This is a genomic window from Leptotrichia shahii (genome assembly GCF_008327825.1).
Taxonomy (GTDB): Bacteria; Fusobacteriota; Fusobacteriia; order Fusobacteriales; family Leptotrichiaceae; genus Leptotrichia; species Leptotrichia shahii.
In genome coordinates this window covers 1,120,624-1,138,665 of the sequence record NZ_AP019827.1, presented here as the reverse complement: position 1 = coordinate 1,138,665, position 18,042 = coordinate 1,120,624, and the positions used below count along the sequence as shown (strand labels likewise).

The 18,042-nt window shown below is 30.3% G+C and carries 14 protein-coding genes; all 14 read left to right on the top strand.

The features are described 5' to 3' along the window. Window positions 1-5 precede the first annotated feature (5 nt). The 14 genes from F1564_RS05320 (at window position 6) to F1564_RS05255 (ending at window position 18,039) form a co-directional block, all read left to right on the top strand. The gene (locus F1564_RS05320; protein ID WP_018449955.1) at window positions 6-3,635 is read left to right on the top strand and encodes an AAA family ATPase; all 3,630 of its coding nucleotides are present in this window, start codon (window positions 6-8) and stop codon (window positions 3,633-3,635) included. A gap of 117 nt (window positions 3,636-3,752) precedes the next feature. Further along, window positions 3,753-5,054 (top strand): alpha/beta hydrolase, encoded by a 1,302-nt coding sequence (locus F1564_RS05315; RefSeq protein ID WP_018449956.1) that lies wholly within the window; start codon window positions 3,753-3,755, stop codon window positions 5,052-5,054. A 3-nt stretch (window positions 5,055-5,057) separates the two neighbouring features. After that, window positions 5,058-6,038 (top strand): MlaA family lipoprotein, encoded by a 981-nt coding sequence (locus F1564_RS05310; RefSeq protein WP_018449957.1) that lies wholly within the window; start codon window positions 5,058-5,060, stop codon window positions 6,036-6,038. 85 nt (window positions 6,039-6,123) lie between these two features. After that, the gene (gene glyA / locus F1564_RS05305) at window positions 6,124-7,368 is read left to right on the top strand and encodes a serine hydroxymethyltransferase (RefSeq protein WP_018449958.1); all 1,245 of its coding nucleotides are present in this window, start codon (window positions 6,124-6,126) and stop codon (window positions 7,366-7,368) included. Window positions 7,369-7,394: 26 nt separating this feature from the next. Further along, the gene (rph, locus tag F1564_RS05300) at window positions 7,395-8,090 is read left to right on the top strand and encodes a ribonuclease PH (protein ID WP_018449959.1); all 696 of its coding nucleotides are present in this window, start codon (window positions 7,395-7,397) and stop codon (window positions 8,088-8,090) included. Window positions 8,091-8,228: 138 nt separating this feature from the next. Then, window positions 8,229-9,263, top strand: a complete 1,035-nt coding sequence (locus tag F1564_RS05295; protein WP_018449960.1) for a tyrosine-type recombinase/integrase — start codon at window positions 8,229-8,231, stop codon at window positions 9,261-9,263. Between the two features lie 208 nt (window positions 9,264-9,471). Beyond that, window positions 9,472-10,593: a ribosome biogenesis GTPase YqeH gene (gene yqeH, locus F1564_RS05290; protein WP_018449961.1), complete on the top strand. Its 1,122-nt coding sequence runs from the start codon at window positions 9,472-9,474 to the stop codon at window positions 10,591-10,593. Window positions 10,594-10,638: 45 nt separating this feature from the next. Next, entirely contained in the window at window positions 10,639-11,079 is a 441-nt protein-coding gene (locus tag F1564_RS05285; RefSeq protein ID WP_018449962.1) for a hypothetical protein, read from the top strand. A 72-nt stretch (window positions 11,080-11,151) separates the two neighbouring features. Next, window positions 11,152-11,925 (top strand): MBL fold metallo-hydrolase, encoded by a 774-nt coding sequence (locus F1564_RS05280; protein ID WP_018449963.1) that lies wholly within the window; start codon window positions 11,152-11,154, stop codon window positions 11,923-11,925. Window positions 11,926-11,946: 21 nt separating this feature from the next. Then, entirely contained in the window at window positions 11,947-12,480 is a 534-nt protein-coding gene (locus F1564_RS05275; protein WP_018449964.1) for a uracil-DNA glycosylase, read from the top strand. Window positions 12,481-12,505: 25 nt separating this feature from the next. Next, the gene (ychF, locus tag F1564_RS05270; protein WP_018449965.1) at window positions 12,506-13,609 is read left to right on the top strand and encodes a redox-regulated ATPase YchF; all 1,104 of its coding nucleotides are present in this window, start codon (window positions 12,506-12,508) and stop codon (window positions 13,607-13,609) included. Then, a complete protein-coding gene (locus F1564_RS05265; RefSeq protein ID WP_232053351.1) occupies window positions 13,575-14,354 on the top strand; it encodes a hypothetical protein in 780 nt (259 codons plus the stop codon). Before ychF ends, F1564_RS05265 begins: the two co-directional genes overlap by 35 nt. A 341-nt stretch (window positions 14,355-14,695) precedes the next feature. Continuing rightward, window positions 14,696-16,102 carry an SWIM zinc finger family protein gene (locus tag F1564_RS05260; protein ID WP_172965192.1) on the top strand — a complete coding sequence of 469 codons (1,407 nt, stop codon included), beginning with the start codon at window positions 14,696-14,698 and terminating at the stop codon, window positions 16,100-16,102. Between the two features lie 23 nt (window positions 16,103-16,125). Then, window positions 16,126-18,039, top strand: coding sequence for a hypothetical protein (locus F1564_RS05255; protein WP_018449968.1), 1,914 nt, complete (start codon window positions 16,126-16,128; stop codon window positions 18,037-18,039). Window positions 18,040-18,042 lie beyond the last annotated feature (3 nt).

Genomic DNA, 18,042 nt, shown 5'->3' with positions numbered 1-18,042 from the left:
AGAAGATGTACTTAAAAGCATTGGAGCTGACTGGATTTAAATCGTTTGCAAATAGGACTATTGTGGAATTTGATAGCGGGATTACTTCCATTGTTGGACCTAACGGGAGTGGAAAGAGCAATATTTTGGATGCGATTCTGTGGGTTTTGGGAGAGCAGAGTTATAAAAATATACGGGCAAAGGAGAGTTCGGATATTATTTTTTCTGGTGGGAAGAATAAAAAGCCAAAGTCTATGGCAGAGGTTAGCCTAATTATTGATAATGGAGATAGATACTTGGATATTGATTTTTCGGAAGTTAAAATTACGAGAAGGATTTTTAAGACTGGAGAAAATGAGTATTTGATAAATAATAAAAAGTCTAGGCTTAAAGATATTCATAATCTTTTTATGGATACTGGGATTGGAAAGCAGGCCTACTCGATAATTGGGCAAGGACGTGTGGAGAGAATTATTAGTTCTTCGTCAAAGGAATTGAAGGAAATTATAGAAGAGGCGGCTGGAGTAAAAAGAGCTAAGATTGAGAAGGAGGATTCTGAGAAAAAGCTGCAGGATTTGAAAAATGAAATTGAAAAAATTGATTATGTGGAAAAGGACTTGAAACTGCGGGTTGATTATTTGAAAAAGGAACAGGAAAAAGCAAGGCTTTTTAGGGACTATACAAAAAAAATTGATGTGCAGCGATTTATGGTTCTAGAATATAATGTCAATGAAAAGAGTTCGTTAAAATATGAATATGAGGAAAAAAGTCAGGAAATGCAGAAAGAACTGAAAAAAAATGAAAAGAATTTTTCAGAAAAGCAGGATGAACTTGAAAAAACAAATGAATTTAGGGAAAATTTGTATAAAAATCTGGAAAATCTAAAAAGTGAAAATAGTGAAAACTTTAAAAATCTGGAATTTTTAAAAGAAGAATATTCAAAATTGATGAATCAAAACTCCAATTTGGAAACAGAAGCCAACGAGAAGACTAAAAGAAAGAATATTTTAGAAAAGGATATTGCTGAAAAAGAGGAAATTTTGAATAATTCTAGAAGTGAACTTGAGATTATTACAAAGGATCTGGCTAAAAAGGAACAGGAAAAAATTGAATTAGAAGCTAAAGTTAAGGATGTAAAAAAGAAAAGTGATGAGATTACGCGTGAATTGAGAGAACGGACACAAAAGAACTCTGATTTTGAAGTGGATAAGATTAAAGTTGCTGGAAAAAATGAGGATTTAGGAAAAAGAGTTTTTGGGGCTAAGAATGAGAATAAAAGACAAATTGCTGAAAAGATGGACTTGGAAGATGAATTCAATAAAATAAGTCAGGAAAAAAAGGCTTATGAGATGCAGAAATCAGAAAAGGAAAAGCAGAAATTTGAAAGGGAACAGAAAATTCAGAAATTTAATGAAAAAATAGATGTATTGAGAAAAGAATATTCAGAAATTAATAAGAAAAAAAATGAAGCTAGTTATAAACTAGAAAATTTTAAGGTTAGGCAAGAGGCTATTGCTAATGCAATTGAGAAAAATGAGACTTTTAACCAAAGCGTGAAACATATTTTGAATGAAAAAATTGATGGAGTGATTGGAGCTTTTATTAATTTAATTGATGTTCCAGCAGGGTTTGAAGAAGCAGTACAGACTTTGTCTGGAGGAATGTTCCGGGATATTGTTGTTAAGGATAGCGAAATTGGTAAGAGATGCATTGAGCTTTTAAAAAGGAAAAAACTTGGAAGGGCTTCGTTTTTGCCAGTTGAAAATATTCGAGTTTCAAAGATGAATGAGGATTTGCCAATTATTGAGAAAATTTTTCCAAAAAATGATTTTCAAAATAAAATGTCGCAGGAGGAAATTCAGAATCTTGTTTCAAATACAAAGGGGGAAAATGGAATTATTGACTTTGCAAGAAATATTGTGAAAGTTGATGCAAAATTTGTAAATAAAAATATAGAAAAAGTTATTCAGTTTGTTTATGGAAATTCAGTTGTTGTAGAAAATCTGGAAGTTGGAACACAGCTTTTGAAAAAAGGGTTTAATGACAGGATTGTTACACTTGAGGGGGATATTATTACTTCTCGTGGGAGAATGACTGGCGGTCATTCGTTTAAGGGTAAGGATGAGATTTTGGAAAGGAAAAAGGAACTGAAGTATCTGAAAGGTGAGATTGAGGAAAATAAGGAGAATTTTGATAAATTTGAAAAAAAATTATCGGAAGTTGTTTTAGAAATCGAAAAAATAAGAAAGGAAGAGGAAGAGGAAGAAAAATTATTTGAGAATTTTAAAAATGATTATCAGTCGTTTAATCAAAGTTATGATGATTTCAGTATTAGATTTAGTCGAAAACAGCGGGAAATTAATACTTTGAATTATGAAATTTCTGAAAGCGGGAAGTTTATTTTAGAGAAAGAAACGAAGATAAAGGAAAATCTGGAATTGATTCAAAATATTGAAAAGTGCATTAAAGAGAATAATTTAAAAATGGAAAATTTGAATAAAGAATTAAAAAAACTTGAAAATATTGATGAATCTATTCAAAAATTAAATGTGGCAGATAAGGAATATGAAGTTTTGAAAGTCCGAACGGATAATAATAAAAATCGTTTTGGAGAAATTGAGGCTGATTATAAGAAACTTTTGAAGGAAAAGGCTGAATTAATTGAATTTGAGAAAAGGAAGGATTTGCTTGGAAGCGAATTGATGGATAAAATTTCAAATATGAAGTCCGAAATTGGGGAAGAGGAAAAAAATAGAGAGAATATTTTTGATAAGATTCAAGGAATAGAAAAGGAAATTCAGGAAATTGAAGGAAGTGAAAGAAAATTAATTGCCGAAATCAAGGGAATTGAAATGAATATTCTAAAATATAAAAATGAATATGAAAAAATAATTGAGAAAATTACTAGAAATAACAGCGAACTTGAGTTTCAGACTTCAGAATTTAAGGAACTTGAGAATGATGAAATTTTAAATGATGAAGAATATTTTGAAATTGCCAGTGAAGAAGAGCTTATAGAAGCAAAAAGAAAATTAGCTTTGGATGAAAAAGACCGTATGAATATTGGGGCAGTAAATATGGGTTCGATAGAGGAATATGAACATGAAAATAAGCGGTATCAGAATATTGTGACACAGAAGAAGGATTTACTTGAGAGCAGAGAATCATTGCTTGGATTTATTAGAGAAATTGAAGAGGAAGTTACAAGCAAGTTTTTTATGGCTTATAATCAAATAAATGAAAACTTTCGATATATGTGTGAAACAATTTTAAATGGTGCTAAGGGAATGCTGAAAATGACAGATCCTGATAATTTGCTTACGACTGGTTTAGAATTGAGTGTAAAATATAAAAATAAGCCCGAGCAGACATTGCTTTTACTTTCAGGTGGTGAGAAATCAATGCTTGCAGTTTCGTTTATAATGGCAATTTTTATGTTTAAGCCGAGTCCATTTACGTTTTTTGATGAAATTGAAGCTGCACTTGATGAAAAAAATACGAAAAAAATTATTGAATTATTGCATCAGTTTATTAATAAGTCACAGTTTATTCTTATAACTCATAATAAGGAAACGATGAAGGGATCACATAGGCTGTATGGAGTTACGATGAATAAAGAGATTGGTGAAACTAAGATTGTTTCAGTGGATGTGTAAATAAATTTTTTTACTGGAAATTTTTTGATATTTTTGATAAAATATAAGTAAATAAAAAGTATAATTTTTTAAAATTGGAAAGGAGAAATGTGAAAAAGTTTTCGCATAATTGGGAATATGTTAAAAAAAATATTGGGTCTAGTAACAATACTTGTATTTTCGGCTATTGGGCTTGCTGAAACAGATGTGTCACAGATTGCAAGTGATTATCCATACAAGGAAAGTGCCATACTGGCAACGGTTCTTGGAACGCCTGCAGAGCAGCAGTATAAATTTAAAAATCCAAAAGGACCAAAAGTTAGAAAATTTACAACAACAAAAAAAATTCCTGAAATATTAAGACAGTGGAAGGATTATGAATATGGCGTGTGGACTCAAAAAGGGAAAAAAGCACCGCTTATGATTATAATTTCGGGGACAGGTTCAGTTTATAACAGTGGAATGTCACTTTTTTTGGCAAATGTTTTTTATGACAGAGGATACAATGTTATTGCCTTTAGCTCGCCTACAACAATGCCTTATATTGTAAGTCAAAGTAAAAATGTGTATGCAGGCTATATAAAGGATGAGACTAATCAGATGTATAGCTTGATACAGCAAGCTATTTCTAAAGAAAAAAATGATGGGATGAAAGTTGATAAAATCTATATTGGAGGTTATAGTTTAGGTGGGTTTCAGTCATTGCTGGTTCATGAAATGGATGAAAAAAATAACAGAAGAATCGGAATTGACAAGTCTCTTTTATTAAATTCGCCAATTAGTATTTTGACAGCAACACAGAAATTAGATGGATTCTTAGTAAAAAATGGAGTTTATGATGCTAGAAGTCTAGAAAAATATATGGATACTATATTTAGTAGACTTATGTACGATAAATCAATACAAATAAAAGATATTGAGTTTTCAAATTTGACGACTTCATTAGGAAAAGTAGGGCTTGGAGAAAAGGACTTTGAAATGCTTACAGGACTGTTATTTAGATTTTATTCGGCAAATATGACTTTTGCGGGGGAAGTATTTAGCGGGCATAATGCTGTGGGAAGACTTTCAGATAAAAAATCATACAAGAGATTTGATTCTGTGTCTAATGAATTTAGAGAGGGATTATCAGTTTCATTTGATGAATATGCAAAGGAAATTTTATATCCATATTTGAAAAAATATAAAAATCCTAATCTTGATTTTAATGATTTTATAAATGAATTTGACTTAAAAAATAGTCAGGATTTTATTAATAGAAATAATAAAAATATTATATTTATTACTTCAACAGATGATATTTTGCTTGCAGAAGAAGATTTGAATTATATAAGAAAAACATTTTCAAATAGAGTGTTAATACCATTTGGAGGTCATACAGGAGTTCTTTGGCATAAGGATGTGGCAAATTTGATGGTAAATAAATTGGAGGAAAATTAGATTATGGCAAGGGAAAATAAATTATTAATACTTGGAGCCATGTTTGCTGTTGCAGTGGTTGGACAAGCTGAACTAATGGAAATAAAAAATGAAGATACTGTGATGTTTTTGGAAGAAAGTAATAAAGAAGCAGATGATAGCCTTTTTATTGAATTTGTAGATGGAAAAACACCGTATACACCTGATAAAAGTATTGGTCTAGTTAAAAAGACGAATATAGAAACGAAGAAGAATAAACCTGATACAAATAAATATATTGCCTTTGAACAAGATGGTTATGGAGTATTGGCAGAGAACTTAGAAGAGTTGGATGAGGATTATATTATATCAAGTCAAGTTTTTCAGCTGACTGGAATAAATGATTCAATGGAGCCGTTTAATAGAAGAATGTATGCTTTTAATACACAGTTTGATAGAAAAATAGCTTATCCAGCTTCACGTATATACGCCTCAGTCGTTCCCAGTCCAATAAGAAAAGGGATTTCAAATTTTTATAGTAATTTTAGTGAAATACCGACATTTGTAAATTCAATTTTACAATTAAAACCTGGAAAAGCGGCAAATGCACTTGGAAGATTTGTTGTAAATTCAACTGTTGGATTATTGGGAGTGACTGATGTTGCTAAAAATATTGGAATGAAGCGTGATTCTGAAACAATGGGAGATACTTTAGGACATTATGGAATAGGAGCAGGTTCTTTCCTTGTTTTGCCGGGATTAGGGCCAAGTACTCTTAGAGATACAGTTGGAAGTATGGCAGATTCAGCGATAGAAGGTGCAGTAAGAGGTGCTGCAGAAAAAAAATTATTTTTTGATACAGGAGTCTTTGATAAAAATGTTTATGGATTTGTAAGACCAGCTGTAACTGGATTAAATGCACGTTCTATGCTTAGTATAAAATATGGAGATTTAAATTCTCCATTTGAATATGATTTAGTAAAAGCTCTTTATTATAATTATAGAAAAATACAAGTTATAAAATAGATAACTAATATTATAATTATTTTTAATAAATTATAAACTTTGATAGGGCAGTTAATATTAAATAAAAAACAGGAGGAAGATTAAGATGAGTTATATAAAAGATGTTGATTTGGAAGTGTATAATGCGATATCGGAAGAAGAAAAAAGACAGGAAGAGGGAATTGAGCTTATAGCATCTGAAAATTTTGTTTCAAAGGCTGTGATGGAAGCGGCTGGTTCTGTATTTACTAATAAATATGCGGAAGGTTATCCTGGGAAAAGATATTATGGAGGATGTGTAAATGCTGATGTAGTGGAAAGTCTTGCGATTGAAAGATTGAAAAAAATATTTGGGGCAAAATATGCCAATGTTCAGCCACATTCTGGATCTCAAGCAAATATGGGAGTCTATGTTGGATTGCTTAATGCTGGGGACAAAATTTTGGGAATGAGTCTTAGTGCTGGTGGACATTTGACTCACGGTTATAAAATTAATTTTTCTGGAAAAAATTATATTGGGCTGGAATATGGATTAAATCCTGAAACAGAACTAATTGACTATGAAGCAGTAAGAGAAATCGCATTAAGAGAGAAGCCTAAAATGATAGTTGCTGGAGCAAGTGCTTATTCAAGAATAATAGACTTTAAAAAATTTAGAGAAATTGCTGATGAAATTGGGGCATATTTAATGGTGGATATGGCTCATATTGCTGGACTTGTTGCAGCTGGACTTCATCCAAATCCATTGGAATATGCAGATGTGGTAACTTCTACAACTCATAAAACATTAAGAGGGCCTCGTGGTGGAGTAATTTTGACAAACAATGAAGAAATTGCTAAAAAAATTGACAAGACAATATTTCCTGGAATACAAGGAGGACCATTGGTTCATATAATCGCAGCAAAAGCAGTTGCATTTAAAGAAGCACTTAGTCTTGAATACAAAAAATATCAGGAACAAGTTGCAAAAAATGCAAAAGTTTTATCTGAAGAACTGGTAAAAGGTGGACTTAGAATCGTAAGTGGAGGAACTGACAACCATTTAATGCTTGTAGATTTACGTCCAATGGGAGTTACTGGAAAATTAGCTGAAGCAAAATTGGAAGAAGCTGGAATAACTTGTAACAAAAATGCTATTCCAAATGATCCTGAAAAACCGTTTGTTACAAGTGGAATAAGATTGGGAACGCCTGCGATTACTACTCGTGGATTTAAGGAAGATGAAACAAGACAAGTGGCACAATTTATACTGACAGTTTTGGGAAATATAAATGACAGCGAAAAAATTGCCCAAGTAAAAGAACAAGTTTTTAAATTAACTGAAAAATTTCCACTTTATAAGGGAAAATAATTAGAAATTAAAAATTAGGAGAAAATGTGAGAAATAATAACAGAAAAAATGATGAAATGCGAGAAGTAAAAGTAACTAAAAATTATATCATTCATCCAGAAGGTTCAGTTCTAATTGAATTTGGGAACACAAAAGTTATTTGTAATGCTACAATTGAAGATAAAATTCCAAGATGGCTAAAAGGAACAAATTCTGGATGGATAACTGCTGAATACAGTATGCTTCCAAGAGCAACGCATACACGTGTTCAAAGGGAATCTGCAAAAGGGAAACTTGGCGGAAGAACTATGGAGATTCAGCGTTTAATTGGAAGGGCATTGAGAGCAGTAATAGATTTGGAAAAGCTGGGAGAAAGAACGGTAATGATCGACTGTGATGTAATTCAGGCTGATGGTGGAACAAGAACAGCTTCGATAACAGGTGCTTATCTTGCTTTGGAACTGGCAGTTGAAAAGTTGATTGATCAGGGGAAACTAAAGGAGATTCCGATAAAATCAAAAGTTGCGGCAATAAGTGTTGGAAAAGTTCATAACGAATTGCTCCTTGACTTGGAATATGAAGAGGATTCAAGGGCTGATGTGGATATGAACATTGTAATGAATGACAAGGGAGAATTTATCGAGCTGCAGGGAACAGGAGAAGAAGCAACGTTTACACAAGCTGAACTTTTAAAATTTATAGAGCTTTCAAAAAATGCTTTTGATAAATTATTTAGTTTATAATCTTTTGCTTTTTTATAACTATATTGGAACCTAACCAAAATTGTTGAACTGTTAAAAATCATACTAAGTTTAGGATTTGAGTTTGATTTTAAATCAGTTTTACTATAAAATAGAGTTTTTAAAATTGGAGAAATTTAAATGGAAGATGTTATAAATGATGAATTGACGAAAAAAAATAATAAAGATGTACAAGAAATTAGAAAAAATGAAAATCTTGTGATGTATGTAGATAAATTTTTATATTATGAAGAAGTTATTCTTGGTAAGAGTTTCAATACAATTAGAGGTTATCGGCGAGATTTGCTTCAGTTTATGGAGTATCTTGAGGAATATGAAGAAATTCATAATTTTGAGGAAATTGAAATGATGACTTTCAGATCATTTATTGCCTATTTAAATTCTCCTAAAAGGCTTGAAAAAGATGAAAATACAAAAGATACGAAAACTTCCAATAAAAAAGCAAAATTAAAGCCTGTTTCTAAAAGAAGCATAAATAGGAAAATTTCAGCACTAAGGACATTTTTCAAGTATCTTCAAGAAATAAAAGTTATTGAAACAAATAAGGCTTCTTATATAAATGTTCCGAAATTTGAAAAGGAATTACCAAATGTGATTAATCGAGATGATTTAAACAGATTAAGGCACGTTATAAGCACAGAAAAAATTACTGGAATTCGTGATAGATTGATTATTGAACTGCTTTATTCCAGCGGGCTTCGTTCAATTGAACTTATTAATTTAAGTGAATTTATAATTGATATTGAAGAACGGGAAATTCGGGTTATTGGAAAGGGCACCAAGGAACGGATTACTTTTTTTAGCGAAAATGCGAAAAAGTGGCTTATAAAATATATTGAAGAAAAAAAGAAGCAGTATGCTAATTATACTAGGGAAGTGCTTATTGTAAACAGTAAAGGGAAAAAATTGACGACACGTTCACTTAGAAGGCTGATTTCAGCACATGCACATGAGGCTGGAATAGAAAAGGAAATAACACCGCATGTGTTTAGACATTCGTTTGCAACGGAACTTTTAAATAATGGTGTGGATATTCGATATCTGCAGGAGCTTTTAGGGCATAGCAGCATTGCTGTAACACAAGTTTATACACACGTGAGCAAATCCTTGTTGCGGGATATTTATATGAGTACACATCCACTAGCTAAAGAATAAATTTGCTTTGGGAACTAAAATTAATATAAAATTAGGAATTGTTATTTTTTTAAAATAAAAAATTATGTTATCGGACGTTAATTTTTATTTTATTAAAAATGATAAAGAGCGAGAACGAAGATAAAAAATTAGATATAAAAATACAGTGTTTATCATAATTTTTAAACTTTTATAAATAACTAATGAAAAAAGAAAGTAGGAGGAAATTTTGATTAAAAAAAAATGTATTGGCTGTGGAATTGAACTGCAGTTTGAAGATAAAAATAAGGAGGGGTATGTTCCTGAAGAAAAATTTTTGATGCATGATAATTTGCTTTGTCAAAGATGTTTTAAGATTAAGAATTATGGAGAAAATCTTGTGAATAATTTTGGCAGAGAGGATTATTTGAAGGAAGTAAGTGAAAGTGTAAAAAAATCAGATATAATATTGCCAATCTTTGATATTATTGACTTTGAAGGATCCTTTACTGAAGAAATCTTGGATTTTTTGAGGGATTATAGATCAATAATTTTGGTTAATAAAATTGATCTTATGCCTGATTTTATACATCCAGCAGAGATTTCAAACTGGATAAAGGATAGGCTTGCTGAAGAGGATATAGTGCCTGATGATATTGCCTTTATTAGTGCTAAAAGCAAATACGGAATAAATGGGATAATTAGAAAAATTAAAAATATTTTTCCAAATAAAAATGTTAAGGCAACAGTTCTAGGAGTTTCAAATGTTGGAAAATCTTCGGTTATAAATTTACTTTTGGGAAATAATAGAATAACAACTTCAAAATATTCAGGTACAACTTTAAAATCAATTAATAATAAAATTCCAAATAGTGAAATTACGATAATTGATACGCCTGGTCTTATTCCAGATGGAAGAGTTTCTGACTTTATTAGTGCAGAAAGTGGATTGAAACTTGTACCAGCTGGGGAAATTTCAAGAAAGACTTTTAAACTGGAAGAAAATCAAGTATTTATGTTTGATGCTTTTTGCAGATTTAAAGTGCTGGGCAATGAGCTTTTGGAAAGTGGAAGTAAGCCGATTTTTTCTGCTTATACTTCAAAAAGTGTAAAATTCCATGTAACTCGTGAGGAAAGAGTGAAAGATTTGTTGAATGGGAGTTTTTTTGAAATTTTACAAGAGAGTGAAAAGGAAAATTATTTCAAAAATGAATTTGTAAATTGCGAAGTGGAAATTGAAGAAAATGAGGAACTGGCAATTGCTGGACTTGGATGGATCAATGTTAAAAGAGGACCATTAAAAATAAAATTAGAAATTCCAAAGCAGGTAAAAGTAATTGTAAGACCGTCAATTTTTAAGAATAAAAAATAGTTTTTAGAAGGGAGAACATGAAATTTTTAAATTTCATTTAAGAAAATGGCTTTCGATAATGATTATTATTATGGGAATAATAGGGCAAAAATAACTAGAAAGATTGTTTTTCGTGGGATAGTCTTTCTTATAGTTTTAATTATTGCGATTTTTAATGTTATCATACTTTTTTCAAGAAAGATTGATAAACTTATAACTGCAGATATTCAAGTGGAAACTGTGAAATTGCAAAATGCAGTAAAAAAGTTTAAGGAAGTAACAGGTGCAAATCCTAAATTGGCAGGGCTTGAAGATAACCTTAGAAGTGTGAAAAGTGCAGATGGGAAATATAATTTTGAAACTTTTTATGGAAGTGAAAAAATTTATGAAATTCCTGAAAGCATAAAGAATGATAGGGAGCAAAGTAATAGAATCGTAATAAAAAAAGATAGGAAAGGCGGATGGGTCTATGATGAAGTGAAGGGAACTATTTCGCCAAATATTTAAAATTTGAGAATTTTAAAAGGGGGAAGTTTGGGGGTTAAATAAAAATTCAGTTAGAAAGAAGAATGGAAAATAATGAAATTTTCAAGTTTGGGAAGTGGAAGCAGCGGAAATTCCAGTTATATTGAGATGGGGAATAAAAAATTTTTGGTGGATGCAGGGTTTAGTGGAAAGAAAATTGCAGAAAAATTAAATAATATTGAAAAAAAAATTGAAGATATAACGGGAATATTTGTAACTCATGAACATTCTGACCATATTCAGGGACTTGGAGTTGTTTCGAGAAAATATGACATTCCAATTTATCTTCATGAAATGACTTATGGCGTTATTAAAGAAAAAATTGGAAAAATTGATAAAAAGAATTTAAATTTTATAAGGGAAGACAAAACTGTAATCGGAAATTGTGTAATTAATAATTTTGAAGTGATGCACGATGCTAAAAAATGCTTAGGGTATACGTTTGAGTATGAAGGGAAAAAATTATCTTATGCGAGTGATGTTGGTTGCGTGAACAATATTATTAAGGAAAATTTGAAAAATAGTGACGTAATCGTGCTAGAAAGTAATTATGACTATAATATGCTGATGACAGGACCTTATCATTGGGAACTTAAAAATCGTGTAAAGGGTAGAAATGGTCATTTATCAAATGCAGAAGCATCAAAATTAATCGCTCAAGTACTTAATGAAAAATTGAAAAAAATTTATTTGATGCATATAAGTAAAGACAACAATACGCCTGAATTGGCGTATAATTCGCTATATGAGATTTTGGAGCGTGAAAATAAAAGTCATTTGGAAATTGAAATTATTGATGAAGAAGGAACGGGAATTTATAAAATATAAAAAATAAATAAAGGAAAAGTTATGTGGAATGACTTAAAATTGGAAATCGATATTTGCACTAAATGTATCTTGGAAAAAACTCGAATTAATCCGATTGTTGGAGAAGGGAATGAAAAGGCAGAGGTACTGTTTGTATTGGATAGCGTAAGTGAGGAAGAGGATATAAAGCAGCAGCTTCTTAATGACAAAAATGGAAAATATTTTAAAAGATTTTTGGAATATTCAAAGCTAGATTTAAAGAAATGCTACTTTACAACGCTTACAAAATGCAGTTCTCATGGGAATTTAATCGAGCAGGAAAGCATTTTGCAATGCAATGAGTTTTTGATAACGCAAATTGCCTTGATAAATCCCAAATATATTGTAACAGTTGGAGAAAGGGCGACTAGGTCGCTTTTGGAAAATGATGAGAAAGAGGATATAAAGGATTTAGTTGGGAAAGTATTTGATTTTTATGGAGAAATTAAGATTGTGCCGATTTATGATATTTCCTATTTGTTTAAGGCAACAGACAAGGAAAAGTGGAAATTGATAAAAATTTTGGAAAAATTATAAAAAAGAAGAGAGGAAACAAAAAAGAATGATAGGAATAGGAATTGTAGGATTACCAAATGTAGGAAAATCAACATTGTTTAATGCGATAACAAAGACACAAAATGCAGAAGCGGCAAATTATCCGTTTGCGACAATTGAACCAAATGTGGGGCTTGTGAGTGTACCAGATCCACGGTTAAAAGAATTAGAAAAAATCATTAATCCAGAGAGAACGGTTGGAGCGACAGTTGAATTTGTGGATATTGCAGGGCTTGTGAAAGGTGCTTCTAAAGGAGAAGGGCTTGGGAATCAGTTTTTGTCAAATATTAGAAATACAGCTGCAATTTGTCAAGTTGTAAGATGTTTTGACGATGACAACATTATTCATGTGGAAGGAAGCGTCGATCCAATTAGAGATATTGAAACAATCAATGCGGAACTTATTTTTGCTGATTTGGAAACTGTTGAAAGAGCAATTCAGAAAAACCAGAAACTGGCTCGTGGCGGAAACGCTGAAGGAAAGGAATTACTTGCAGTTCTTGAAAGATGTAAGGCACATTTGGAAGAATTTAAATTGTTAAAAACTTTAGAATTTACTCAAAGGGAAGAAGAATTAATAAAAGTTTATCAATTTTTGACAGTAAAACCAATGATGTTTGCGGCAAATATTTCTGAAGATGACTTGACAAGCGGGACTGAAAACGACTATGTAAAAAAAGTTAGGGAATTTGCAAAACAGTATGACAGCGAAGTTGTGACTTTTTCGGCAAAAGTGGAGGCTGAATTAATCGAAATTGAAGATGAAGAGGAAAGACAAATGTTTATTGATGAACTTGGAATTAAAGAGCCAAGTTTAAATAGATTAATTCGTGCTGGATTTAAATTATTGGGATTAATTACATATTTTACGGCTGGAGTGAAGGAAGTCAGAGCTTGGACAATTAAGCAAGGAACAAATGCACAAAAATCAGCTAGTGAAATTCATACGGATATTGAAAAAGGATTTATTCGTGCAGAAGTTGTTTCGTTTGATAAATTTATTGAGCTAAATGGATGGAATGGATCTAAAGAGAAAGGTGCAATGAGGCTTGAAGGGAAAGAGTATATTGTGCAAGATGGGGATGTTATGTTCTTTAGATTTAATGTTTAAGAAAAAAATAATTTTTCTTTTTCTTCTTTTATTTAGTTCAATAGTTATATTTGGTAATACAGATAACCAGACTTTGGAAGTTTGTAAATATTTTAAAGGTGGAGATAGTAAGAAAAAATTTAATCCATATACTGGAAAAACAAATATTCCTTTTAAAAATGGTATTTACACATGTGAAAACACGAATGTTTCGTTTAGAGTATTTATATTGAGATATCTTTATGTTGATGATTTGGATATTTCTGGAACATTAACTTTTGAAATAAAAAATGGAAGAATGGTAAAATTTGAAGCAAGAGATTCAAAAACTGGCAAATTAAAATTCTCTGCACAATATAATCAAAGTGGACCTGTTGGGGAAATGTATGTTGATAAATCTTTTGGATTTGGTAATAAAAATTCTTTAAAATTAAATTATAAGAACGGTAAACCAGTTGGAGAAATGGAAGAATATTATGATAATGGAAAACTTTATAGAAAATCTACTTTGAGAAAGAAAAATAATTTTCATCCATTTAGTAATCCAGATGATTTTAAAGATTATGTGGAATATTATGAAATATATGATATAAATACAGGAGAAATTGTAAAAAAAGAAAGTTTGGCTAATAAAACGCGAATTATCTGGAGATATAATTCTAAGACTGGAAAATTGGAAATGGAAAGTCATTTAGAAAATGGAAAAATATTTTTGCAAAAAGAGTATGGAGAAGATGGAAAAATAATTCAGGAATATAATTATTAAAATAAAATATTTAAAATAATCGTTGTGATAAAAAGCAACGATTTTTTGTTTAGTAAAAATATATTTAAGTTCTTTTAGAATTGATACTATTTTTTATTTAGATAATAATTTCACTATAAATCTTTTTAGTAGATTAAACTTAATACTTATTTTGAAATAATTAAAATAAATATTGAGGAATATTATGAAATATAATTTTAAATAGAGTTTAGTTTATAAAAAAATTATGATATAATAAACCTAAACGAATTAAAAATCTGAATAAAAAATCGAGTAAATTTTTAACAAAAATAAAGGAGGTTTATATTGTGAAGAAATTAGAAGAGAGCAGGATTATTGCTATGGCTCCGAATGCTTCGGCAATTTCAAATGCAAAAAAACTTTGCGATAAAGGGGCATTTTTGAGATTATGGCGTTCTGCTGATGATACTTTGTATATGGGTGAATGTAAAGGAAGTGGAAAATCGAATTATACGGTTTCGGTAGATTTTATTGATGAGGAAAATCCTGTTGCACGATGCACTTGTCCAAGCAGACAATTTCCTTGTAAGCATGGATTAGCTTTGTTATTTGAGATATTGAAAGAAGAAAAATTTGAGGAGTGTGAAATACCAGAAGATATTTTAGCAAAGAGAGAAAAAAAGGAAAAATCGAAGGCTAAAAAGGCAAATGAGGAAAAGGAAACTAAAAAGAAATCTCCCTCAAAGACATCTAAAGCAGCTAGAACAAAGAAAATTAAAAAGCAACTTGAAGGGCTAGATCTGATAAAGAAAATAAGTTCGCAATTATTAAAAGTTGGACTTTCTGCAATGGGAAGCATTTCGATTACAGAGTATAGAGATATTGTAAAGCAATTGGGAGATTATTATTTGCCAGGACCACAAGTTTTGTTTCAAAGGCTACTTTTGGAAATTCAGGCATATAAAGAGGATCAGGATAAGATACATTATCAGACAGCTTTAGAATGTCTGAAAAAATTGAGGGCAATTGAGAAAAAAGGAAGAGAGTTTTTGAATGAGCAACTTGAAAAGAATGATCCAGAATTGACAGATAATACGTTGTATGAGGATTTAGGAGGCGTATGGAAGTTAACTCAGTTGAATGATTTGGGGTTAAAAAAGGAAAATGCGAGATTGGTGCAGCTTTCATTTGAAGTAAATTATGATGAGGCTAGTAAGATTTTTAGAGATTGTGGATACTGGATTGACTTGGAAAGTGGGGAAGTGTCATATACTGCTAATTATAGACCTCGTTCGGCAATGAAATATATTAAGCAGGAAAATTCTAACTTTTCGTTATTGACAGTGCCTGTATTGACTTTTTATCCAGGTGGTGTTAATAAGAGAATAAGATGGGATGCGGCTAGTTTTGATAAGATTGAAAGTTCTTGTTGTAAAAAGATAAAAAAGCATGCTCAAAATATAGAACAGGCTGTAAAGATAGCTAAAAATGAGCTTAAAAATATTTTGACAAATAATGAAGTGGCTTTACTGCTAGAATTTGAAAAAATTATGTTTGTTAAAGAGGAAAATATGAAAAGGTATATTTTAGTTGATAAAAATGAAAGAATGATAGAACTTAAGCATACTAAAAACAAGGTATTTTCAGAGGATTTTTATGAACTTTTGCCAAATGAATGTTTGGAAAATCAAGTGATGTTCGTAAAATTATTTTATGAAGGTAGAAATATTTATGCTGAAGCACAAAGTATTGTAACTAATGATAAAATTATTCGTTTTGGATTTTAGAATGAGTTTAGGAAGGAGAAGAAATGAATTTAGAACTGTTATATGAATTGAAGAATAGGCTTGAAAATGTGGCAATTGTTGGGATAAATTTGGTGAAAGATGATTTTCGTTTGCAAAGAGCTGTTGATCAAATGAAGGGATATGCTTCGGCTGCCAAAGTATTTAAGCAAATTTATGAAATGGGGCAAAAATTGATTGAAGGCGATGAGGAAGATAAATGTGATTTATTTTTAGATTTGTTGGCTTTGCTTGATGCGGTGCTTTGTACCCAAGCGACAACTTATTCAGGTGATAATTTGCAAAAAATAGAAACGACTGCTGGAAAAGAAAATTTTTATCAAGAACTTCATTACAGTGAGTTAAGTCAGATAGTAAGTGCTTTCACAGGTACAGGTGGAGGAAGATTAGCTATTATAGAAAATGCTTTTGAAACAAGTCCTGAAATGTTTGATGATTTTCGTTTGAAAAGCTATATGATAGATGGACTTTCTGATAAATATTCTGGAATTGCAGATAGAATAACAAGGGAACTAAAGAAGAAAGATAAGGATATAGTTCCTCTATTGAAAGATGGATTTAATCCGCAGGGTAAAAGAGAGATGATTGCTAGGCTTGATATCATTGGAGCTATTTGTAAAGAAGATGAAAATGATTTTTACAAATATTGCATTGAGAATGGATCTAAGGAAATGAAGGAAAATGCGATAAGTGAGTTAAAATATTGCCAAGATAATATTGATTATATATTAGATTTAATAAAAACAGAAAAGGGTAGTGTAAAAAATAAAGCCTATGTAAGTTTATTATGGATGAATGATAGCAGAGCAGAAAAAGAATGGGATAAATTCTTTAAAAAGAAACCTTTTGACAATATTTATTCATTTCAATTTACCAATCAACAATGGGCAATAGATTATTTAAATAATTTTATTAAAGAATATATAGTAGAATTAAAAAATAAGACATTAAAGACAGCAGAAGAAAGAAGAGTAGTTGAAAGTGAAGTTGCTAAAATATGTTCAGTTAGTTTTAATAAAGAAATAAATAAAAATTTAGATTATTATAGAGAGTTGTATCCTTATAATAAAGATGAGATAAAAAGAATTTTAAGTTACTATATAGTAGCTAACTTAAATAAGGAAATTATAGATTTAATAAAAGAATTATCTAAAAAGTATGAAGGAGAGTTCTTAGAACAAGAATTTTTAATTTCACTTATTAAAGATAAACCTGAAACTACATATAAGAATTTTTCTAAATTTGCAGGAGCAGGAAAAGATGAAAAAGGAATAAAAAAATTATTCCATACATTCTTTGCTAATAATAAACTTTCTAAAAATAAGGAAGAAGCTAAAGCTCAAGAGGATTTTAGTACATTATTTAATGTAATTTTCCATATTCACTATGATGAAGAAAATAAGGAATATATTTTATATTGGCAAAATATAAATGATTATAGTGTTATGAAAATAAAGTTAAATGGTTTTGATAAAAAATGGTATAATATAATCTTTAATATTGAAGATGATTTCTATGAAAATTGGAATTATTACAGTTCATATCATAGAGATTTAAAGAGCTTATATAATCCAGATATAAAGGGAATGAAAGAAAAATACGGAGCATTTTACTATAATATTATTCTTTCTCGTATTCCTTACAATGATGATATAGCATTCTTAAATAAATTGGGATGGACAGATTATAAGGATTTTCTTAAAGGAAAGATAGATATAGAAAAAAAAGCACCTAAATTACATAATAGAGTAAGATCAATAGGATATATTTTAAATGAAGTCCCTATATCTGAAAGTGAATTAATAAAGCAAATTGAAGAATTATTTGAAATGGATAAAAAAATGAAAAGAATGTCTATAAATTTATGTGAAAAATGGCTAGAAAAGTTAAATAATGGAATGAAAGTGAAGGAGTTGTAAAAA